Origin of the sequence: Advenella mandrilli (assembly GCF_016595155.1) — a bacterium.
Lineage (GTDB): Bacteria > Pseudomonadota > Gammaproteobacteria > Burkholderiales > Burkholderiaceae_B > Advenella > Advenella mandrilli.
In genome coordinates this window covers 67,819-89,081 of sequence record NZ_JAENGP010000013.1, presented here as the reverse complement: position 1 = coordinate 89,081, position 21,263 = coordinate 67,819, and the positions used below count along the sequence as shown (strand labels likewise).

Genomic DNA, 21,263 nt, shown 5'->3' with positions numbered 1-21,263 from the left:
AAAACCCCCTATTGCCTGCGATACTGTTAGCACACTTTCTTGCCAAAGGTGCCGTCATGTCTATCCGTTTTTTTCTTTCCGCGCTTATTTGTGCCCTGTTGCTGGCCGGTTGTTCCAGCAGTCCAAAACTTGCAGGCTCATCCAAATACGCCCGTGTTGATCCCGCCAAGCGGCAACCCGTGCTGAACAACGCCCTGTCTTATCTTGGTACCCCCTATCGTTATGGAGGCAACCACCCCGAAGAAGGTTTTGATTGCAGCGGTTTTGTCAACTATGTGTTCAATAAAACCACCCATGTCAAACTGCCCCGTACAACTTCAAGCATTGCCGGCGTTTCAAGGTCGATCTCCAAATCGTCCCTAAAAAAAGGCGATCTGGTTTTCTTCAATACCTCGGGTCCCTATACCCATATGGGCATTTATATTGGCAATAACCAATTCGTACACGCTCCATCAAGCCGAAATAATGGCAAGGTCAGGGTTGATTCTTTAAGTAATCGCTACTTTGCCCAACGTTTTACCGATGCCCGCTCACTGTTTGTCCAATAGAAAAAGCCCACCTTGCAGCGGGCTTTTTCCATGAAAGCAGATATTACTGTTTGAATTCAGGCTCGTGCAACCAGGCGGCATGCTTGGGCGCTTTTTTGGTTTGGGCCCATTCTTCCAGCATTTCCCATTTCACTTCATCCAGTTTACGGTCCATTTCCGGCGTGGACGTTTTGGCAGCCAGCTCTAAACGATGGCCGTTAGGATCACGGAAATAAATGGATTTAAAAATCACGTGATCGGTAACGCCCAGCACCTCGATGCCATTGGCTTGCAATCTTTCCTTGGTTTCTTCCAGCTCTTGTACGCTGCCAACCTGGAAAGCAATATGCTGAACCCAATCAGGGGTATTGGTATCACGACCCATTGGCGGAGAATTAGGCACCTCAAAAAAGGCCAGGACATTTCCGTTACCGGCATCCATAAAAATATGCATATAAGGATCGGGAGCCTTGGTTGAAGGGACCTTGTCTTCTGCAATCGCCAATACAAAATCCATACCCAGGTTTTCCTTGTACCAAAGTACGGTTTCTTTTGCATCTTTGCAACGATAAGCAACGTGATGAATTTTTTGAATAGCCATGATATTTGCCTCTGTAAATTTTTTACGTGTATTTAAAAGTCGGTTTAATTAGTAACCACAGTTACTATTAAACTATTATTCTTTTTTAATGTCAACAATAATTAATAAAAATCAATCATTTATTAAAAATTTTTTATTTTTTGAGTATCATTCAATTCATCATCTTTGTTACTATTATTTATTAACTCAATTTCCCAACATGAACCTGAATCTGGACGACTTCCTTCCCTACCAAATCAGTGCCTTGGCCGAACTAGTCAGCCAGGGCATTGCCCCTGTTTATCAGGCGCGCCATCGTTTAATGCGGGATGACTGGCGTGTACTGTTTGCCCTCAACCAGGGCAAACACATGCGGGCCACCGATATCGCCCTTCATGCCAGCCTTGATAAAATGCAGGTTAGCCGCGCCATTGCACGGTTAGAAGAAAAAAACCTGGTGGCCAGAACCGTCGATGAACACGACAAGCGCAACCTGATCATTTCAGTCACCCCAAAAGGACGTGCGGTCTATCAGGAAATTGCACCCGGCATGGAGGCCCGCAACCAATTCCTGCTAGACGGCTTGCAACAGGACGAACAGGAACAGCTGAAAAACATCCTGCAATCCATTCAACAACGGGCCAAACAGCTGATCCGGCAAGGCTAGCCACACAAACTATTCCGGATTTTAAGTTATCATTACTGGCCTGACGAATAACATGAATTAACTGGACGGACTGAACTTGATTAACAATACACTGACCATTGCCGGGATGGACCCTTCCGGCGGCGCGGGCATACTTGCCGATGTCAAAGCCATGAGTGCACTGGGCACCTATGCCTGTGCGGTTGTGGCTGCCCTTACCGCACAAAACACGCAGGGCGTTACCGGTGTACAGGCCATCACCCCCGAATTTGTCGCCCTGCAACTGGACACCCTTTTTCAGGATGTACGCATTGACGCCGTCAAGATAGGCATGCTGGGCCATGAGAAAGTCACCCTGGCGGTGGCCGAAAAACTGGCCCAATTCAAGCCTGAGTACATTGTGCTAGACCCTGTCATGGTCGCCAAAAGCGGAGATGTACTGCTGGAAAAAAATGCCATTCATGCCTTAAAAGAGGCACTTATCCCGCTTTCCACCATGATTACCCCCAATCTGCCCGAAGCGGGTGTCCTGCTTGATGCCCGCCCGGCCGAGACGCTGAAGGAAATGTACCTCATCGCCGAAAAACTGCGCAAACTGATGTCTGACCGCGACAACAAATGGGTCCTGCTCAAAGGTGGACACCTTCCTGGCAACGACACGATCGACTTGCTGTATAACGGTGACAAAATGATAGAGCTGCCCGGACAGCGCATTGCCACCAAAAACACACATGGTACCGGCTGTACCCTGTCAGCGGCCATTTGCGCTCTGTTGCCTCAACATAAAAACATCCCCGAAGCCACAAAACAGGCTAAAAAATACCTGCTTGCCGCCATTGCCAAGGCAGACCTCCTGACAGTTGGCAGCGGCCATGGCCCCGTGCAACATTTTCATGCATGGTGGTAAGGATTACGACAAAACCCTAATGATCTTAGTACAATAGGTTTAAATTTCATTTGAATGATTACAAGTAGCCAATATGAATGCCCCAACATCTTTAATTGAACAAAGCCGCTTTAACATGGTGGAACAGCAAATCCGCCCGGCCAATGTTTTTGACAGCGCGGTGCTTGAAACCATGCTTTCATTGCCACGCGAGAATTTCGTTCCCGAGCGCTACAAGAGTCTGGCCTTTTCCGACATTGAAATTCCTTTGGAAGTCAATGGAATTGATACCCACGAAACCATGCTGTCACCCAAACTGGAAGCCCGCCTGGCACAAGAGCTTCAATTAAAGCCCACTGATGCAACACTGGAAATCGGCACGGGCTCAGGTTTTCAGGCTGCCCTGCTCAGCCGCTTGTGCTCCCAGGTTCTCAGTATCGAAATCGACACGCATATTGCCGCCTTCGCCAAAGAAAACCTGCAGCGTGAAAAAATCGGCAATGTCACGGTTGAAATAGGCGATGGGCGCACTGGTTGGGGCTCTGCCGAGTTCAATGCGATTCTGGTTACCGGCTCCTTGCCTAATATCCCCGATTCTTTAAAATACCAGCTTGCCATCGGCGGCCGTCTGATTGCCGTAGTTGGTCAGGCACCTGTCATGACCGCAGTACGTATTACCCGTACCACGGCCGCATCCTTCGAAACCGAATCCCTGTTTGAAACCTGGATCAAACCACTTAGTGGCACGACGGTTTCACACTTCAAATTCTAGTTATCCGCTTCAGGCACCTGCCCCTGCTTCCCTGATTTTTTTAACCAGGGAAGTGGTGGAACGCTCAAACTCGAAGGGAATGGCAATTGCCTTGCCACCCCAGCTTTTTACCCTTGCCGTTTCTGGCAGTTTTTCCATTTCATAATCGCCCCCCTTGACAATAATGTCGGGTTTAAGCTGTTCTATCAGTGCTAACGGGGTGTCTTCAGAAAAACAGGTAACGGCCGTTACGCAGCCCAATGCCGCCAGCAAAGCCGCACGGTCCTCTTGCCTGTTCAGGGGACGGTCGGGTGCCTTGCCCAGGCGACGCACCGATTCATCGGTATTGACAGCCACAATCAGTGTGGCACCTAATTGTGCAGCCTGATCAAGGTAACTGACATGCCCACGATGCAAAATATCAAAGACCCCATTGGTAAACACCAGGGGGCGCTTGAACTCTCCCTTTTCCAGCGCCAGCAGACACTGCTCACGGCTGAGGATTTTTTTTTCAAAACGAATCACCATTACTGCCTCATTTCATTATTGATTGAACAGGCCCGCATTGACCGCCAGCCACAAGAAAAGAAACGCATTCAGGGCCAGCACAATACCCACAACCGTTAATACCCGCTTGGTTTTTGCCTGCGTCTGGTTAAGTTTTTCCAGCTCTTTCCTGATCTTCGGATGGCTATGGTCCCGGGCCAGGCTGGCATGCACCAGACGGGGCAATTCGGGAATAATATGCGACCATTGGGGAGCTTCATGCTTGATACGCTCAATGAGCCCTTTGGGTCCAATACGGTTCCACATCCATTTTTCAAGGAAAGGCTTGGCAGTTTTCCATAAATCCAGTTCGGGATCCAGTTCACGACCCATTCCCTCGACATTAAGCAGGGTTTTTTGCAGCAGGACAAGCTGTGGCTGAATTTCGACATTAAAGCGACGCGAGGTCTGGAACAGTCTCATTAGCACCTGCCCCAATGAAATTTCCGCAAGGGGACGATCAAAATACGGTTCACATACCGCCCGGACCGCTGCCTCAAGCTCTTCCTCGCGTGTGGTTGACGGCACCCAGCCCGATTCAATATGAAGCTGTGCCACCCGGCGATAATCCCGCTGGAAAAAAGCCAGGAAATTTTGTGCCAGATAATTCTTGTCAAATTCTGACAGGGAACCCACAATCCCGAAGTCCAGGGCAATGTATTTACCCAGGGTCTCGGACTGATCAGACACCATGATATTGCCAGGATGCATGTCGGCATGGAAAAAACCGTCCTCAAACACCTGGGTGAAGAAAATTTCCACCCCCATGCGAGCCAGTTTTTTAATATCCACCCCCACCTTTCGCAAGCGCTCAACCTGACTAACTGGAATGCCATCCATCCACTCCATGGTAAAAACCGTTTTGGACGTTAGCTCCCAGATGACCTCGGGCACCATAATAAGCTGGCTACGCTCGGGATCGACAGAGAAATTACGTCTTAACTGGCTGCAATTAGCCGCTTCAACCTGCAAGTCCAGTTCATCATGCAGATATTTGTCAAATTCCGCCACTACTTCCTTGGGTTTCATGCGACGCCCGTCTGCCAGCAGCTTTTGTATGAGGCCAGCAAAAACCCGCATGATAGCCAGGTCTTTTTCAATGACATCGAGCATGCCCGGCCGCAGCACCTTGACTGCCACCTGCCGCCCATCATGCAAGACGGCCCGGTGAACCTGGGCAACCGAAGCCGATGCCACCGGCACTGGATTAAATTGGGCAAACAGTTGATCGGGAGATTTTCCAAACGCCTTGGTAATACTTGCGATGGCCAGTTCCGATGGGAAAGGTGGCACCCTGTCTTGCAGGGCAGACAACTCATCGGCAATATCGTGGGGAACCAAGTCGCGCCGGGTAGACAGGACTTGCCCGAATTTAACGAATATCGGGCCCAATGACTCTAGCGCCAGGCGCAAACGCTCGCCACGCGGTTTTTTATACTTGCGCCCAAGACGCACAACTTTAAGCAAATTGGTCGCAATCGGGTGTTTGATACCGCTTAACACCAGCTCATCCAGGCCATACCGGATTGAAATTAAAATAATCCTGATTAAACGAAAAAAAGTCACAATCATGACATACCCCGGTCACTTCGTTTGCTTTGCAGTGCCCGGAGTCTGTTTTGTAGCTCATCCAACTGTTTGTTTTTTTGCTTCACCTGTACCTGAAAACGTTCAAAAGCGGGACGTGACAGTACCACATGTGCTTCCTGGGAAAGATATTCACTTACATTTTCGGTTCCCCGACGAACCAGCTCCTGACCGCTTTCCCGGACAAAGCCAAAACCTTGCATCAGCCGTTTTGCCAGAATGGGACCCACCATGCGCGTCAGGTCATGTTCAATATCCCAACGCAAATCACGGGCCAGGTCAGACACCAGTTGTGCCAGGCCGGCATCACCTTCAAGGTGTAGCAAGGAAGACAAAAGCTGCGGATTATCACGATTACGGATGGCGTCTGGCAATTCACTGAATTTATCTTCAGGCAAAGAAAGACTGACGTTGGGAACAATTGCGGCATCAGCCACACTTAATGAGCCATCATAGTGCAGGGTATACAAAAATGAAAAACGGGCGATATTAATCCGTACGGTTTTACCCGCATGAGCGGCAACCTTATCCTTGGCCCACGGCTCTCGGTTAAGTAAAGCATTAAGCAGATTTACGGAAACCTGATTAGGATGAAGAAAAGAGGGGAACATGTGGTGTGTCCGGCAGAAAAAACAGTTTGGCAAACAAACTTCAAGTTTACCTTTTTTTTGTCATGGTCTTGCCATAAACCTGGCCCGAACCGGCAATACAGGCAGGCAAGTCAGCAACAGGCCTAGGCAGAAACAATAACGGCGCCTGGATAAAAAGGCGCCGTTATTGTTTTGGGATACCTGCTGATTAATTAAAAGCAGGCATGGTAATCAGATATCAAGAAGCATTTTCAACTGGGATTTGCTGAATACCCGCCAACAGCCAACCACCCTGTTCGGGTTTGTACAGGTTCCATACTTCTTCGAAACGGAATGCGGCTGTGTTGGCCTCTTCACGCAACATGCCAGAGAAACGCACACTGGCCAGATGACCATCATTCACCTGTTCAATACCCAGCATTTCTGCATTAAGCAACACCACTTCAGTCTCACTTTGACCGGCACGAGCCGTAATTTGAGGCGTCAGCTCGGCAATCAGGTCATCAGTCAGGTATTGTTTAAGCGCAGGAATATCGCCTTTATCCCAAATACCCTGGATAGCCTTGAATTGTTGCTTGGCACTCTGCAAGAAAGCAGGGGTGTCAAAATCGGCCGGTACAAACCAGGTTTTATCAACATTGGGGTTTTCGGCAGCCACCACTTCAGGGGCGGCCGTTGAAACTGACGCCGGTGTAAAGGCTTGCGCTGAAGCCGGAGCCGGGTCAGCAGCAGGCATGGCCGGTTTTTGGCCGAACATGGGTTGCTGCTGGTTTTGGCGATACGTATTATTGCCACCAACACCTTGCATGGCTGGCTTTGCAGCGCCGCCACGCAAACGGCGGACAATAAACATGATGGCAAAAATAACAATACCAATCAGGACTGCGCTGGACAGGAACTCAAGAAATGCGCCCCCCAACCCCATGCTGGATAACAAGGCGGCAATACCCAAACCAGCGGCTATGCCCGCAATCGGACCCAGGAAACGGGAAAAACCGCTTTTTTGCGCCGCTGCACCCGTTGCTGCCGCTGAACTGCCAGCCGCTGCAGAGCGTTGTGTCGTATTGGCTGCTGCTGGGGGTGGCGTTACCGCACGTTTTTGGGTAACATTACTGGACTGGCGGCCAAAGCTGCTACCGCCACCCATACGACGCGCTTCGGCATCAAAAGAAACCGTGAGCATGGTAGAGGTTGATACCACCACCAATGCCGCGGCTAAAAATTTAGACCATTTCTTAGTCATTAAAACCAGCTCCTTGTATATAACCAAGCCTGCTTTCGCAAGCGAATGGACTAATCTTACAAAAAGCTGAACGTTTTAACAAGTAAAAACCGCTAAAAAGTCAAGGCTGTTGTTTCAAAATACTACGACCAAACATGCTTTGCCTTATTGTTGACCCAGACACGGCTGGTTTCAACCCAGTTTGATCCCCTCGTGCACAGCGGCAATGCCTGCAGTCAGGTTGAAATACTGCACCCGCTCAAAGCCAACTTCACGCATTATGTCAGCCAATGTTTCCTGGTCGGGATGCATGCGAATGGATTCGGCCAGATAACGATAACTATCTTCATCGCTGGCAATTTTTTTACCCAGCCAGGGCAATATATTAAATGAGTACCAATCATAAGCAGGCTCCAGTGGTTTGTAAACCCTGGAAAACTCAAGAACCAGCAGTTTTCCGCCCGGCTTGAGCACCCTGAACATTTCGGCCAACGCCAGATCTTTGTGGGTCATATTGCGCAAACCAAAGGCCACGGTAACGCAATCAAAATAATTATCGGGAAACGGTAAGTATTCGGCATCACAAACTGCGGTCGGCAAAACCACGCCTTTGTCGATAAGGCGGTCCCGGCCCACACTTAACATGGAGCTGTTGATATCGGTATGCCAGACTTCTCCGGTATCGCCCACTTTTTTACCAAATGCCAGGGCAAGGTCTCCGGTGCCACCTGCGATATCCAGCACCTTCATGCCAGGGCGAACATTGGCACGGCCAATGGTGAATACTTTCCAGACCCGGTGCAACCCCGCCGACATAAAATCATTCATGACATCGTAACGGGCAGCCACAGAATGAAAGACTTCCGCCACCTTGCCGGCCTTTTCAGATTCACTAACGGTTTTAAAGCCGAAATGAGTGGTAGAGTTTTCGCTGCTTTCTTGGTTCGTATCAGGTTTCATACAATAATCTTATTTAAACGGAGAGTTGTCACAAACATGACATAATTAAGCAATACCATAGGTGCTATACATAAATACTGCATTTTAACATTGGTACCATTTTAAATTTTACTTCATTATGGCAAGCACGATCCTAGTAGTAGAAGATGAACCCGCAATTCAGGAACTCATTTCCGTCAATTTATCCTTTGCGGGGCATAAAGTTTTACGCGCCCTTGACGCTGAACAGGCAAAAATCCTGATTAATGCCGAGCTCCCGGACCTGATCCTGCTGGACTGGATGCTTCCTGGCGCGTCGGGTTTAAGTATGGCCCGAAGCCTGCGAGCCGATGATCGAACCAAAGACATTCCCATCATTATGCTCACGGCCAAAAGTGCCGAGGAAGATAAAGTTGAAGGTCTTGAAAGCGGTGCCGATGACTATATTACCAAACCCTTCTCACCAAAAGAGCTCATGGCACGCATCAAGGCGGTTTTACGTCGCCGGGCACCACAATTAACCGATGATGAAATTGAAATTGCCGGCCTGAAGCTGGATCCGGTTTCTCACCGTATTACCGGCAATGGCAACAACTTGCCCCTGGGCCCCACCGAATTCCGCCTGTTGCATTTTTTCATGACGCACCCGGAACGCGTCTTTACCCGTAGTCAATTGCTTGACCAGGTGTGGGGCGATCACGTTTTTCTTGAAGAAAGAACCGTTGATGTCCATATTCGCCGTTTGCGCAAGGCCCTTGAGCCTTCCGGACATCATGGCCTGATTGAGACCGTACGTGGCAGCGGCTATCGGTTTACCACCCGTCTCCCGCAATAAATACCGCAGAATGCGATAAAATCCTTTTGGCAGACCACAAGGCGGCCTGTTCTTTACCCTTCATTTACGTTATTTTGGGCAGTCAGGCCCGATGGTTGATTATCATGAGATGGATAAAACCTTTGCTATGGCTTTGTTTCGCAATATTGTTCTGCATTGGCATTCAATACCTGGCACAGGGTTATTGGGGAATCATTTCTCTTGGGCTTATTTTTGCCGCTTACTATTACCTTGAAGACAAGCACTTTCGACTTACCGTCAAATGGGCTAAAGACGCCGAAAATCCGCCCTCTCCCGATCTTGGGAAATATGACGATATTGTCACCCCACTTTACAAGTTACTGCGTTTTCGTGGCAATGAGCTAAAAGCACTCAGACACCTGTCCCACAGCGTTTTATCCGCCGCCCAGGCCTTGCCAGCCGCCGCTATCACACTTGACCGCGATTTCCATATCGAATGGTGTAACGGCCTGGCGGAAAAAATGCTGGGCCTGAGCTATGAGCAGGACAAGGGCTATAATATTTTCAACCTGCTCCGCTTACCGGAGTTTTTTGACTATGCGCAAAACCGCGACTGGAGCCAATCGTTTGTCACCCACATGGAATCTGACGGCCAGTTCCGTTGCCTTAAATTTGACCTGAACCAGTATTCAGAGGAAGGTATCCTGATGCTGTGCCAGGATATCACGCAGCTGGAAAAGCTACGCACCACACAACAGGATTTTGTGGCCAATGTTTCACATGAAATCCGCACGCCGCTTACCGTACTGATCGGCTTTCTGGAAACACTGCAAGACTTGCCCCCTGAAGCGGTTTCTCCTGAGCAGCGCAAACAATATGAAACGCTCATGCATGAGCAGGCCCAGCGCATGCTGGCCATTGTTGCCGACTTGCTTACCCTGTCCACCCTGGAATCCACCCAGGCAAGCGGCGGGCAAAAGCTGGTGCTTGCCCAGTTAATTGAATCTGCCGGTCAACAAGCCCATTCATTGTCCAAAGGCAAACACAAATTCATTTTTGATATTGACGAAGAGCTGGCCATTCATGCCCAGCAAACTGAAATATCCTCGGCCATCAGCAACCTGATGACCAATGCCATCCGTTATACGCCCGCTGACGGCACCATTACGGTAAGCTGGCGCAAAGATGACAAGGGCCATGCCGTTTTCAGTGTCAAAGATACCGGACTGGGCATTGCCAAACAGGATATTCCCCGCCTCACCGAACGTTTCTACCGGGTTGACAAAAGCCGTTCACGGGCTTCGGGCGGTACCGGGCTAGGCCTTGCCATTACCAAACACATCGTAATACGGCATAATGCTAAACTGGTCATAGACAGCGAAATCAACCAGGGAAGCACCTTCAGCATCATCTTCCCCCCCGATAGCATTATTAATGAGTCCGACACCCGTTCATCAAAAAAACTGGCAATTCACGCCTGAAGGCGATACCTGCATCATCATTCGCTTCAGGCATGAAGGCATTAGCACCCAGGTAAGTCAACTTTGCCTGCAGGCTGCCCAAAACATTGCCAATGCCCGGTTACCCGGGATTAACGACATTGTTCCCGCCTTCAACTGCGTGGGCATTCATTACCAGCCTTCCTGCTGGGGCAAGGCGCCTTTTTACAAACTTTGCCAGGCCCTGGATTCATTGCTGCTCCAGCCAGCCACCCCATCTACGTCGGGACCGGAACAGGCGGTTGAAATCCCGGTTTGTTATGACCCTGAATATGGTATTGATCTTGATTTACTAGCCAAAAAACTCCAGTGCACTATTGAACAGCTGATTACCATGCATACCTCCCGGGCCATGCGGGTTTTCATGCTGGGTTTTGCCCCTGGTATGCCCTATATGGGCTTGTTGGATCAAAAGCTGGATGTGCCCCGCCTGGCCACCCCACGCCTGGCCATCGCAGCCGGTTCAGTAGCCATCGCCAACCGGCAAACGGTCATTTATCCCCAGGCGTCTCCGGGCGGCTGGCACATTATTGGCAAAACACCCATTACACTGTTCAATCCGGATCGCCCACCCCACTCATTACTGACCCCCGGCGACACGGTTCGTTTCAAGTCCATCAGCAAGGAAACATTTACTTATTTAAAGAACAATCGCCATGAGCATCCAGGTTATTAACCCGGGCCTGCTGTCCACTTTTCAGGATGAAGGCAGGCAACGGTTTCAATCAATTGGCGTACCCGTTGGCGGTGCCATGAACCCAAGCAGCCTGCGACTGGCCAATTTACTGGTGGGCAACTCGCCTTCAGAGGCGGTTCTGGAAATCACCCTGACCGGTCCCAGCTTATTATTTGAAGAAGATGCCTGCATCGCTTTAAGCGGCGCGCCCGTACACGCCTTTGCCAACAACACACCCATACCGCTAAACCGCCCTTTTCTGCTACATGCCGGCCAAACCCTGCATTTCAGGCAGGGCCAGTTTCCACCCATGGCTCGTGCCTGCCTGGCCGTCCATGGCGGATTTAAGCTATCAGAACGAATGGGCAGTTGCAGCACCGACCTTAAAAACCGGCTGGGTGGCTATCTGGGGCGGGCACTGCAAAAGCAGGACTGCATTCAAATCAACAAACCACTGGCCCCCCAACACCGGCAAACCCTACAGGATTTTTTCAAGCAGCTTGAAATTTATCTTCCTGCCAATTTGGGTTTGCAGAAAAAAATCGGTATCAGGGTCATCAAGGGCTATCACTGGGATCATTTCACCCGGCAAGCCCATGAACGGTTTCTTGATACACCCTTCAGGATCACCCCTCAATCCGAACGCATGGGATATCGTTTGCAAGGGGCCGCACTGGCCTTATGCACGCCCTTGCAAATTTTATCTGAACCCACGGTATTCGGTTCTATTCAGGTCCCCCCAGATGGCAACCCCATTATCCTGATGGCTGACCGGCAAACCACAGGGGGTTATCCCAAAATGGCCAATGTTATTTCAGCCGACCTGCCGGTACTGGCACAATTGCTGCCCGGCGAGCACCTCTCATTTTCCCTGGTGGAACTGGAGTCAGCCCAGGCATTAATGCTTGATCGGGAAGAAAAATTCATGACTTTGCAAAATCAGCTGGCAATCATTGCACAGCGATTGTCACAATGTTACCTTTAACCATCCATCTGCGCCTGAAGCAAGTTTATGATGGAGAACTTCACACAATTAGTCAAATTGCCAAAGAAAGGAGCCATCACAGTGAAAAAACTGGATTTCAATTGCGATATGGGTGAAAGTTATGGCGGCTGGACCATGGGCAACGATGAAGCGGTTATGCCCCACGTCACTTCAGTCAATATTGCCTGTGGGTTTCATGGTGGCGATGCCCACATCATGCGCAAGACGGTAGCCAGCGCCCTTAAGCATCATGTACATATTGGCGCACACCCAGGCCTGAACGACCTGCCCGGCTTTGGACGCCGGGCTTTTCCCGTTTCTCCCGACCAGGCCTATGACCTGGTGGTGGTACAAATTGGTGCACTGGCGGCGGTAGCCAAAACCCAGGGCACCCGCCTGCATCACGTCAAGACCCATGGTGCCCTTTACAACATGGCCGCCAATAACGACGCCCTTTCACAAGCGATTGTACAAGCCGTGCTGGATGTTGATGACACCCTGGTTTTATATGCCCTGGCCAACAGCCGGCAAGCATTCATTGCACAGGAAATGGGCCTGCAGGTTGCCCACGAGGTATTTGCCGATCGCAGCTACCAGGATGATGGCACGCTTACCCCCCGTGGCACGCCCGGCGCCATTATTACCGACCCCCGGCAAGCCATACAGCAGTTAATTACCATGCTGGAAAAAGGCCATGTTATTGCGCTTTCCGGCAAACCAGTACCCATACGCGCAGATACCCTATGCATTCACGGGGACCAGCCCAGTGCCGCCACTTTTGCCCAACACATTCACCAGGCATTAAAAAGGCAAGGGTTGTTATAACCCTTGCCTGTGATCAAGCCAGAAGCTTTAGAAGCCCCTACACCAGAACACGCTCAATGCCACCTGTGTTGGCGTTGTTGACATAATCGGCCATCCAGTTTTCACCCAGCATGTGACGAGCCATTTCCACCACGATGTAATCGGCATCAATGGCGATATCGCCCTGATAGCGTGCCAGCCCCTGCAAGCAGGAGGGGCAGGACGTTAACAGCTTGACCTCTCCGGCAAAGCCATCGGCCCGCATGGCGGCCGAGTTCTTGCGCAACTCTTCTTCTTTGCGATAACGGATCTGGGTGGAAATATCGGGGCGGCTGACCGCCAGTGTGCCAGACTCTCCGCAACAGCGATCGGCCTTGATGGTGGTGTCGCCCACCAAGGACTTCACCGTTTTCATCGGGTCCTGCAGCTTTAAGGGGGTATGGCAAGGATCATGATACATATACCGTTTGCCAGTGGCCCCATCCAGTTTCAGGCCTTTTTCAAGCAGATACTCATGGATATCAATCAGGCGGCACCCCGGGAATATCTTTTCAAATTCGTAGCCTTCAAGCTGGTCATAACAAGTACCACAGCTAACAACAACGGTTTTGATATCCAGATAGTTCAGAGTGGTGGCCATCCGGTGGAACAGAACCCGGTTATCGGTAATGATTTGTTCGGCCTTGTCCAGTTGGCCATTACCGCGTTGCGGATAGCCACAGCACAAATAGCCGGGTGGCAGTACGGTTTGTACCCCGGCATGCCACAGCATGGCCTGGGTTGCCAGCCCCACCTGCGAAAACAGGCGCTCGGAACCACAGCCGGGGAAATAAAATACTGCTTCGGTATCGGCACTGGTTTTATGCGGATCACGAATAATCGGCACAAAATTCTTGTCTTCGATATCCAGCAGTTTACGAGCACTTTGCTTGGGCAAGCCACCTGGCATTTTCTTGTTCACGAAATGAATGATCTCTTCGCGCAAAGAGGCTCGTCCAACCGTGGCAGGTGGATGGGCGGTTTGCTTTTTGGCGACCGAATTCAGGACTTCATTACCCAAACGCTGTGCTTTGTAACCAATATCCATGACCTTGCGGGTCACATTAATGGTGGTCGGGTCTGTGGCATTCAGAAAAAACATCGCGGCTGTTTTGCCAGGACGCACCGATTGCTTGCCCATGCGATTAAGGACAGCCCGCATGTTCATGCTGACATCACCAAAATCAATATCCACCGGACAGGGGTTATAACACTTGTGGCATAAAGTACAGTGTTCAGCTACGTCTTCAAACTCAGACCAATGCTTTAAGCTAATACCGCGACGGGTCTGTTCTTCGTACAGGAAGGCCTCGACCAGCAGGGAAGTGGCCAGAATCTTGTTGCGGGGCGAGTACAGCAAATTGGCCCTTGGCACATGCGTGGCACAGACCGGCTTGCATTTGCCACAACGCAGGCAATCTTTAATAGAGCTTGAAATAGCGCCAATATCACTTTGCTTCATGATAAGGGATTCATGACCCAACAGATTGAAACTGGGCGTCCAGGCATTGCGCAGGTCAGCGCCCGCAAACAGCTTACCCGCATTGAAACGCCCTTCAGGGTCAATTTCCTGCTTGTATTGGCGAAACGGGGCCAGTTCGGCTTCAGTCAGGAATTCCAGCTTGGTCAGGCCAATGCCATGCTCACCGGAAATCACACCATTCAGGTCGCGGGCAATTTGCATAATACGCGCAACGGTTTCATTGGCTTCCTGCAGCATTTCATAGTTGTCCGAGTTAACCGGAATATTGGTATGCACATTACCGTCACCGGCATGCATATGTAGCGCAACAAACACCCGGCCTTTCAGGACGCGATCATGAATCGCCTGCATCTCGGTAAGGACCGCAGCCCTGTCGGCACCTGAGAAAATCACTTCCATTTTGGCCAGGATTTCTTTTTTCCAGGAAATGCGGATCGTGCGGTCTTGCAATACATCAAAAATCCGGCAGTCAGGCTGATCCTGCAAACGCTGCTTCAGGACTCCCATCAACTCATCCATGCCCAGCAGGGACAGTTTATCAAGGCTGCCCGCCAGGGAGTCATTCATATTGTTCAGCAACCAGGACCAACGGGAAGCCGTCAAGCCCAGCACATCACGGGCCTCTTCAATGCGGCTGCCAATCACTTCTGCACGGGTCAATTCCTCATCAAGAAAATCCTCCGGCTTGTACACCGGCAATTCTGTTTCAAGAAAAGCCTCAAGCGCTTCAACCAGCTTGAGTTTGTTGCGGGTGGATAATTCTATATTGATGCGTTCAATTTTTTCGGTGTATTCACCCATGCGATCAAGGGGAATCACAACGTCTTCGTTAATTTTAAACGCATTGGTATGACGTGCGATCGCGGCTGTGCGGGAACGGTCAGCCCAGAATTTCTTGCGTGCTTCGGCACTGACGGCCACGAAACCCTCTCCGCTGCGGCCATTGGCCAGGCGCACCACCTGGCTGGTGGCTGCGGCAACCGCATTTTCGTCATCACCCACAATGTCGCCAATCAGGACCATCTTGGGAAAGGCATCACGCTTGCTTTTGGTGGCATAACCCACGGCCCGCAAATAACGCTCGTCCAGGTGTTCAAGGCCCGCAAGAATGGCGCCGGTTTGACGGCCTTCGGTATCCAGGTAGTCCTTGATTTCAACAATTGAGGGCACCGCCTCGCGGGCCTGCCCGAAAAACTCAAGACAGACCGTGCGGGTATGCTTGGGCATGCGATGCAACACCCAGCGTGCCGAGGTGATCAGGCCATCACAGCCCTCTTTCTGGACACCAGGCAAACCGGCCAGAAATTTGTCGGTAACGTCTTTACCCAGACCCACCTTACGGAAAGCACTGCCTTCGATATCGATAATTTTTGTCCGCAGTTCTTTTTTACCCGGTGCATAACGGCCATCAAACCATTTCACTTCAAAACGGACTTGCGCGGCATCATGGATTTTGCCCATATTGTGTTCAAGACGGGTCACTTCAAGCCAATGGCCATCAGGGTCAACCATGCGCCACCAGGCCAGGTTGTCCAGGGCGGTTCCCCACAATACCGCTTTTTTGCCACCGGCATTCACGGCCACGTTGCCGCCAATACAGGAGGCCTCGGCAGAGGTTGGATCTACCGCAAATACAAAGCCGGCCGCTTCCGCCGCCTCGGCCACCCGTTTGGTAACCACACCGGCACCCGACAGAATCGTGGCGACAGGTTCTTGCAACCCGGGCAAGACCGTGGATTCTACGGCCGACAGGGCGTCGAGTTTTTCGGTGTTGATGACAGCCGACCGCCATGACAGGGGAATAGCACCACCGGTATAACCCGTACCACCCCCTCGTGGGATGATGGTTAGTTTCAGTTCGAAACAGGCACGCACCAGGGCGGCCATTTCCAGTTCGGAATCGGGGGTCAGGACAACAAAGGGATATTCTACGCGCCAGTCGGTGGCATCGGTAACATGGGAAACCCGTGACAAACCGTCAAACTTGATATTGTCCTTGTGGGTGATACGCCCCATTTCCTGCATCACTTCGGCACGCAGGGTTTCGGTATACTCAAACTCGGCTTCAAATTCGATGACCGCCTTGTGGGCACGTCTGAGAAGCTCCTGTACCTTGCTATCACTTTCTTTGTTTAAAGGTTCCCGGCGACGGTTTATTTCGTTCAGGCGGTGGTTAAGCGCTTCTATCAGCAGGCCACGCCGTTTGGGATTGGATAACAGGTCATCCTGGAGGTAAGGGTTGCGTCTAACGACCCAGACATCACCCAAGACTTCGTACAGCATGCGGGCAGAGCGACCCGTTTTACGAACGCCCCTGAGATCGGACAACAGGTCCCAGGCATCACCGCCCAACAAACGGGCAACCACTTCCTTGTCTGAAAAGGAGGTGTAATTATAAGGAATCTCACGCAAACGCCGGACAGGGCCGGTTTGCTCTGCTTCTGACAAAATTTGGGTATTAATAGGTGCGTTCATACTAATAAATGGCTGGATGAATTTGAAATTTATCTGAGGATAACGCCTATTTTACGCGGAGAACCCGTCATTGATGACCGTAATCCGGCTTTATCCTAAAACAGACGTAATAAAACTGCCGTCATGATGAGATATCGGGCAAATTTGCCAATGGCCATATAAAAAATACAGGGCAACAGGCGCAGTTTCATCCAGCCCGCCACACTGCATAACGGGTCACCCACAATGGGCAACCAGGAAAACAACAAGGCCCAGGGACCCATTTTTCTTACATACACCGCCAGTTTCCTGAAATGGGTGCCACCCAGTTTCTGTTGCTTGCGACGCCTTTGCTGAGCTCTGGCTGCCGCATTCTGTCCATCGGCATGCTGGTGAGTTTTTTTCCAGTGATCCACCCCTTTTTTGGCCCAATACCCCATATAGTAGGACACCACACCACCAATCGTATTACCAACCGTTGCAACCAGGATAGCAGCCCAGAACATATCGGGCGACAACTTGAGATAAGCGAATACCGCGGGTTCAGAGCCCAGGGGCAACAAGGTGGCCGACACCAGGGCAATAATAAAAATAGCCGGCAATCCCACTGCAGGCAAAGCCAATGTAAGCAGCAGCCATTGCACGGCTCCCATCATTTCATTTTCCATACTACCTGTTACCTGTGTAAAAATTTTAGGAACCTGTCTCAAAACAAGTCTGGGCAAACCTGAAGGTGCTATGTTAATCTGTAAGATATTGTTTGATTCTTATCTCCCCCAACATGTCCACAGATTATTTAAAACGAATTTTGACATCAAAAGTGTATGATGTCGCCACCGAGACCCCACTGGAACCTGCAAAACTGCTTTCTGCCCGTATCCAGAATACAATTTTGCTTAAACGTGAGGATACTCAATCCGTTTTCAGCTTCAAGATCCGGGGAGCCTACAACAAAATGGCCAATTTGTCTGCCGATGCGCGCGCTCATGGCGTGATTTGTGCATCGGCCGGCAACCACGCCCAAGGCGTTGCTCTTTCTGCCAAAAAACTGGGTTGTCGCGCGGTCATTGCCATGCCCACCTCTACCCCTAAAGTCAAGATTGAAGCGGTTAAGCGCTTAGGTGGAGAAGTCGTGTTACACGGTGACAGCTTTTCGGATGCGTATGAACACGCACTCATCCTTCAAAAAGAACAAAATCTCACTTTCGTTCATCCATTTGATGACCCGTTTGTGATTGCAGGCCAAGGCACCATTGCCATGGAAATCCTGCACCAGCAACCCAACTCACTGGATGCCATCTTTGTGGGCATTGGCGGTGGCGGCCTGATTGCCGGTATTGCCGCCTATATCAAGCAGTTACGCCCCGAAATAAAAATTATCGGTGTCCAAACCGAAGATTCCGACGCCATGATTCGTAGCGTCCGGGCCGGCCGACGCGTTTCCCTGGCCGATGTTGGGCTATTTTCCGATGGTACAGCGGTTAAACAGGTTGGTATCGAAACATTCCGGCTGGTCAAGGAATATGTTGATGATTTCATCACCGTTGATACCGATGCCATTTGCGCCGCCCTTAAAGATGTTTTCCAGGACACCCGCAGCGTACTTGAACCGGCTGGCGCACTGGCCCTGGCTGGCGCCAAACGTTATATTGCCGAAAACAAATGGAAAAACAAAACCGTTGCCGTTATTACCTCCGGTGCCAACATGAACTTCGACCGCCTGCGTTTCGTCGCTGATCGTGCCGATGTTGGTGAAGCCAAAGAAGCCATTTTTGCCGTCACCATGCCCGAGGCCAAGGGCAGTTTCAAGCAATTATGCACCGCGCTGGGCGCTCGCAACGTGACCGAATTCAATTACCGGATCTCAGACTCCAAGAAGGCCCACGTATTTGTTGGCATTCAGATCAATTCGCTGGAAGAAGCTGAAAAAGTGGCTGACCGCCTACGCCGCAAAAAATTTGATGTCCTGGACCTGACCGCTGATGATCTGGCCAAGTCACACCTGCGCTACATGGTGGGCGGACATTCGTCCCTGGCGGAAAATGAAGTGCTATACCGCTTTGAGTTCCCCGAGCGCCCGGGTGCCTTAATGACATTTCTTAACACCATGAGTCCGGAATGGAATATCAGCCTGTTCCATTACCGTAATCTAGGGGCCGATTATGGCCGTGTACTGGTCGGTATCCAGGTGCCACCGGCAGACAAAAAAGCCTTCCGGGAATTCCTCTCTACCATTGGTTACCCATTCATCAAGGAAACCGACAACCCTGCCTACAAACTGTTTTTATAAGCAGTGTCGGCAAGCAAAAAAACGGAGCACTTGAAGTTGCTCCGTTTTTTGTTCTTTTTTCAGAATTTACAAACCGTAAAAACCGACAGACCACTTTCCCGTATCTGCCGGGAGCCGCCCAAATCAGGCAAATCGATAATGGCAGCGGCCTCGACCACGTTAGCCCCCAGACGCTGCAACAAACGACTGGCCGCCACCATGGTACCACCGGTGGCAATCAGGTCATCCACCAGCAATACCCGCTGGCCAGGCAATACGGCATCAGTGTGCATCTCGACACTGGCATTGCCATATTCCAGCTTGTATTCTTCGGCAACGGTATTAAAGGGTAATTTGCCACTTTTACGCACGGGTACAAAGCCCAGGTTCAGTTCGTAAGCCAGCACGCTACCAATAATGAATCCACGGGCATCCACCCCGGCCACCAGATCCATGCGTTGGCGCATGTAACGGTAAACAAAAATATCAATCAAGGCACGAAAGCTTCGCGGATCCTGAAGCACGGGCGTAATATCCCGAAATGTAACGCCTTCCTTGGGCCAGTCAGGCACACTTCGTATCGCATTACGAACAAGTTCATGGGGATCGGTCATCATGGCCTCTTAAGGTAAATGGATGAAAATAACGAAAAAAGAGCAAACACAGCTATTGCGCCAGACCTTAGCTTGCCGCTGAAATCGTCACTGTCGAGGAAACACGTTTGGCTTTTTCCAGTGCCTGTTGAACGTCTTGCCCCGATGCCAGGGCCACGCCCATGCGTCGTTTCACAAAGGACTCGGGTTTGCCAAACAAGCGGATATCGGTTCCTTCTTCGGCCAGTGCCTGCGCCACATTGGCAATTTTTACGGCCTTGGCCTGAACGCCACCGTAAATCACACTACTCGCCCCCGGTTGACGCAAGCGCGTATTAACGGGCAAGCCCAGCAAGGCACGGGCATGCAATTCAAACTCGCTTTGTTCCTGGCTGATCATGGTCACCATGCCGGTATCATGAGGCCGCGGACTGACTTCAGAAAACCAGACCTGATCACCGGCCACAAACAGTTCCACGCCAAACACGCCCAAACCACCCAGGCTATCAGTCACGGTTTTGGCAATTTCCCGGGCTTTTTCCAGGGCCAGCGGATTCATGGGGTGTGGCTGCCAGCTTTCAATATAATCACCATCAAGCTGATGATGGCCAATCGGCTCACAAAAAGCGGTCTGGATTTGGCCGCTGTGGGGATCACGGTAACGAACCGTTAACAGGGTTATCTCATAATCAAAATTAATGAACCCTTCAACAATTACCCTACCCTTGCCCGTGCGACCTCCTTCCTGGGCATACAGCCAGGCTTTTTCCAGATCATCGGCAGATTTCAGGACTGACTGCCCCTTGCCGGACGAAGACATGACTGGCTTGATCACACAGGGGTAGGCAATGCCATTATTGATGGCTTGCCCAAGTGCTTCAAGGGAGTCGACAAACTGATAGGGAGATACGGGCAGTCCAAGGGTTTCAGCGGCCAGCCTGCGGATACCTTCACGGTTCATGGTCAGCTGGGCTGCCCGCGCGGTGGGTATCACCCTTGCCACACCGGCATCTTCCAGTTCAACCAGCAGATCGGTGGCAATCGCCTCAATTTCGGGAACAATCACATCTGGCTTTTCTGCCAGGGTAATACGCCTTAACGCTTCTTTGTCAGTCATGGACACCACATGCGAGCGATGGGCTACCTGTTGCGCCGGCGCGTTTTCATAGCGGTCAACCGCGATCACTTCCACACCAAACCGTTGCAAGGCAATGGTCACTTCCTTGCCCAGTTCTCCGGAACCCAATAACATGACCTTGGGGGCAGCGCCTGACAAGGGTGTCCCCAACAGGGGACCTGACGAGTCTTCCATAATCTACTACACTTTTCCAAAAAATTGATATATAAGTCGCTGATTTTCACCACATTATAGGGCCATGCCCGCATGGAAT

19 protein-coding genes and 2 pseudogenes are annotated in these 21,263 nt (G+C 50.9%); 10 read left to right on the top strand and 11 right to left on the bottom strand.

Annotated features, from left to right (window positions below; genetic code table 11):
- The first annotated feature begins 56 nt into the window (after nucleotides 1-56).
- A complete protein-coding gene (locus JHL22_RS11910; protein WP_200237713.1) occupies nucleotides 57-548 on the top strand; it encodes a C40 family peptidase in 492 nt (163 codons plus the stop codon).
- Nucleotides 549-591: 43 nt separating this feature from the next.
- Here JHL22_RS11910 and JHL22_RS11905 read toward each other — a convergent pair whose 3' ends face one another.
- Nucleotides 592-1,128: a VOC family protein gene (locus tag JHL22_RS11905; protein ID WP_200237710.1), complete on the bottom strand. Its 537-nt coding sequence runs from the start codon at nucleotides 1,126-1,128 to the stop codon at nucleotides 592-594.
- A gap of 199 nt (nucleotides 1,129-1,327) precedes the next feature.
- Here JHL22_RS11905 and JHL22_RS11900 point away from each other — a divergent pair, with 199 nt between their 5' ends.
- The 3 genes from JHL22_RS11900 to JHL22_RS11890 all read left to right on the top strand — a co-directional run bounded on the left by JHL22_RS11900 (nucleotide 1,328) and on the right by JHL22_RS11890 (nucleotide 3,411).
- Nucleotides 1,328-1,774: a MarR family winged helix-turn-helix transcriptional regulator gene (locus JHL22_RS11900; RefSeq protein ID WP_200237706.1), complete on the top strand. Its 447-nt coding sequence runs from the start codon at nucleotides 1,328-1,330 to the stop codon at nucleotides 1,772-1,774.
- A gap of 76 nt (nucleotides 1,775-1,850) precedes the next feature.
- Nucleotides 1,851-2,660: a bifunctional hydroxymethylpyrimidine kinase/phosphomethylpyrimidine kinase gene (gene thiD, locus JHL22_RS11895; protein WP_329610667.1), complete on the top strand. Its 810-nt coding sequence runs from the start codon at nucleotides 1,851-1,853 to the stop codon at nucleotides 2,658-2,660.
- A 73-nt stretch (nucleotides 2,661-2,733) separates the two neighbouring features.
- Nucleotides 2,734-3,411, top strand: a complete 678-nt coding sequence (locus JHL22_RS11890) for a protein-L-isoaspartate O-methyltransferase family protein (protein ID WP_200237704.1) — start codon at nucleotides 2,734-2,736, stop codon at nucleotides 3,409-3,411.
- Between the two features lie 9 nt (nucleotides 3,412-3,420).
- Here the strand turns inward: JHL22_RS11890 and rfaE2 are convergent, their stop codons facing one another.
- The 5 genes from rfaE2 to ubiE all read right to left on the bottom strand — a co-directional run bounded on the left by rfaE2 (nucleotide 3,421) and on the right by ubiE (nucleotide 8,295).
- A complete protein-coding gene (gene rfaE2, locus JHL22_RS11885) occupies nucleotides 3,421-3,918 on the bottom strand; it encodes a D-glycero-beta-D-manno-heptose 1-phosphate adenylyltransferase (RefSeq protein WP_200237702.1) in 498 nt (165 codons plus the stop codon).
- A 15-nt stretch (nucleotides 3,919-3,933) separates the two neighbouring features.
- Nucleotides 3,934-5,508: a ubiquinone biosynthesis regulatory protein kinase UbiB gene (gene ubiB / locus JHL22_RS11880; protein ID WP_200237700.1), complete on the bottom strand. Its 1,575-nt coding sequence runs from the start codon at nucleotides 5,506-5,508 to the stop codon at nucleotides 3,934-3,936.
- Nucleotides 5,505-6,134 carry a ubiquinone biosynthesis accessory factor UbiJ gene (locus JHL22_RS11875; RefSeq protein ID WP_200237698.1) on the bottom strand — a complete coding sequence of 210 codons (630 nt, stop codon included), beginning with the start codon at nucleotides 6,132-6,134 and terminating at the stop codon, nucleotides 5,505-5,507. Before JHL22_RS11875 ends, ubiB begins: the two co-directional genes overlap by 4 nt.
- A gap of 217 nt (nucleotides 6,135-6,351) precedes the next feature.
- Nucleotides 6,352-7,356 (bottom strand): Tim44 domain-containing protein, encoded by a 1,005-nt coding sequence (locus JHL22_RS11870; RefSeq protein WP_200237695.1) that lies wholly within the window; start codon nucleotides 7,354-7,356, stop codon nucleotides 6,352-6,354.
- A 171-nt stretch (nucleotides 7,357-7,527) separates the two neighbouring features.
- Nucleotides 7,528-8,295, bottom strand: coding sequence for a bifunctional demethylmenaquinone methyltransferase/2-methoxy-6-polyprenyl-1,4-benzoquinol methylase UbiE (gene ubiE, locus JHL22_RS11865; protein ID WP_200237693.1), 768 nt, complete (start codon nucleotides 8,293-8,295; stop codon nucleotides 7,528-7,530).
- Between the two features lie 118 nt (nucleotides 8,296-8,413).
- Between ubiE and phoB the strand changes: the two genes are divergently transcribed.
- From phoB to JHL22_RS11840, 5 genes are all read left to right on the top strand, one after another.
- Nucleotides 8,414-9,109 (top strand): phosphate regulon transcriptional regulator PhoB, encoded by a 696-nt coding sequence (phoB, locus tag JHL22_RS11860; protein WP_200237690.1) that lies wholly within the window; start codon nucleotides 8,414-8,416, stop codon nucleotides 9,107-9,109.
- A 104-nt stretch (nucleotides 9,110-9,213) separates the two neighbouring features.
- A complete protein-coding gene (gene phoR, locus JHL22_RS11855) occupies nucleotides 9,214-10,551 on the top strand; it encodes a phosphate regulon sensor histidine kinase PhoR (protein ID WP_200237688.1) in 1,338 nt (445 codons plus the stop codon).
- On the top strand, nucleotides 10,505-11,245 hold the full coding sequence (gene pxpB / locus JHL22_RS11850; RefSeq protein WP_200237685.1) for a 5-oxoprolinase subunit PxpB: 741 nt from the start codon (nucleotides 10,505-10,507) through the stop codon (nucleotides 11,243-11,245). The genes phoR and pxpB overlap by 47 nt, the downstream gene beginning before the upstream one ends.
- On the top strand, nucleotides 11,226-12,230 hold the full coding sequence (locus JHL22_RS11845; protein ID WP_200237683.1) for a 5-oxoprolinase subunit C family protein: 1,005 nt from the start codon (nucleotides 11,226-11,228) through the stop codon (nucleotides 12,228-12,230). Before pxpB ends, JHL22_RS11845 begins: the two co-directional genes overlap by 20 nt.
- A 30-nt stretch (nucleotides 12,231-12,260) precedes the next feature.
- Nucleotides 12,261-13,055 (top strand): LamB/YcsF family protein, encoded by a 795-nt coding sequence (locus JHL22_RS11840; RefSeq protein WP_234041266.1) that lies wholly within the window; start codon nucleotides 12,261-12,263, stop codon nucleotides 13,053-13,055.
- A 37-nt stretch (nucleotides 13,056-13,092) separates the two neighbouring features.
- Here JHL22_RS11840 and JHL22_RS16215 read toward each other — a convergent pair.
- The 3 genes and pseudogenes from JHL22_RS16215 to JHL22_RS11830 form a co-directional block, all read right to left on the bottom strand.
- Nucleotides 13,093-14,901, bottom strand: a pseudogene (locus tag JHL22_RS16215) (DUF3400 domain-containing protein); the annotation flags it as partial.
- A gap of 221 nt (nucleotides 14,902-15,122) precedes the next feature.
- Nucleotides 15,123-17,031: pseudogene (locus JHL22_RS16210) on the bottom strand (DUF3683 domain-containing protein); the annotation flags it as partial.
- A 95-nt stretch (nucleotides 17,032-17,126) separates the two neighbouring features.
- Nucleotides 17,127-17,678 (bottom strand): YqaA family protein, encoded by a 552-nt coding sequence (locus JHL22_RS11830; protein WP_200237676.1) that lies wholly within the window; start codon nucleotides 17,676-17,678, stop codon nucleotides 17,127-17,129.
- Nucleotides 17,679-17,791: 113 nt separating this feature from the next.
- On the opposite strand from JHL22_RS11830, the gene ilvA reads away from it, so the two are divergent.
- Nucleotides 17,792-19,300, top strand: coding sequence for a threonine ammonia-lyase, biosynthetic (gene ilvA, locus JHL22_RS11825; protein ID WP_200237851.1), 1,509 nt, complete (start codon nucleotides 17,792-17,794; stop codon nucleotides 19,298-19,300).
- 59 nt (nucleotides 19,301-19,359) lie between these two features.
- Here the strand turns inward: ilvA and JHL22_RS11820 are convergent, their stop codons facing one another.
- Complete coding sequence (locus JHL22_RS11820) at nucleotides 19,360-19,896, bottom strand: adenine phosphoribosyltransferase (RefSeq protein ID WP_200237673.1); 537 nt, start codon at nucleotides 19,894-19,896, stop codon at nucleotides 19,360-19,362.
- 64 nt (nucleotides 19,897-19,960) lie between these two features.
- Nucleotides 19,961-21,184, bottom strand: a complete 1,224-nt coding sequence (gene purT / locus JHL22_RS11815) for a formate-dependent phosphoribosylglycinamide formyltransferase (RefSeq protein ID WP_200237671.1) — start codon at nucleotides 21,182-21,184, stop codon at nucleotides 19,961-19,963.
- Nucleotides 21,185-21,263: the final 79 nt, after the last annotated feature.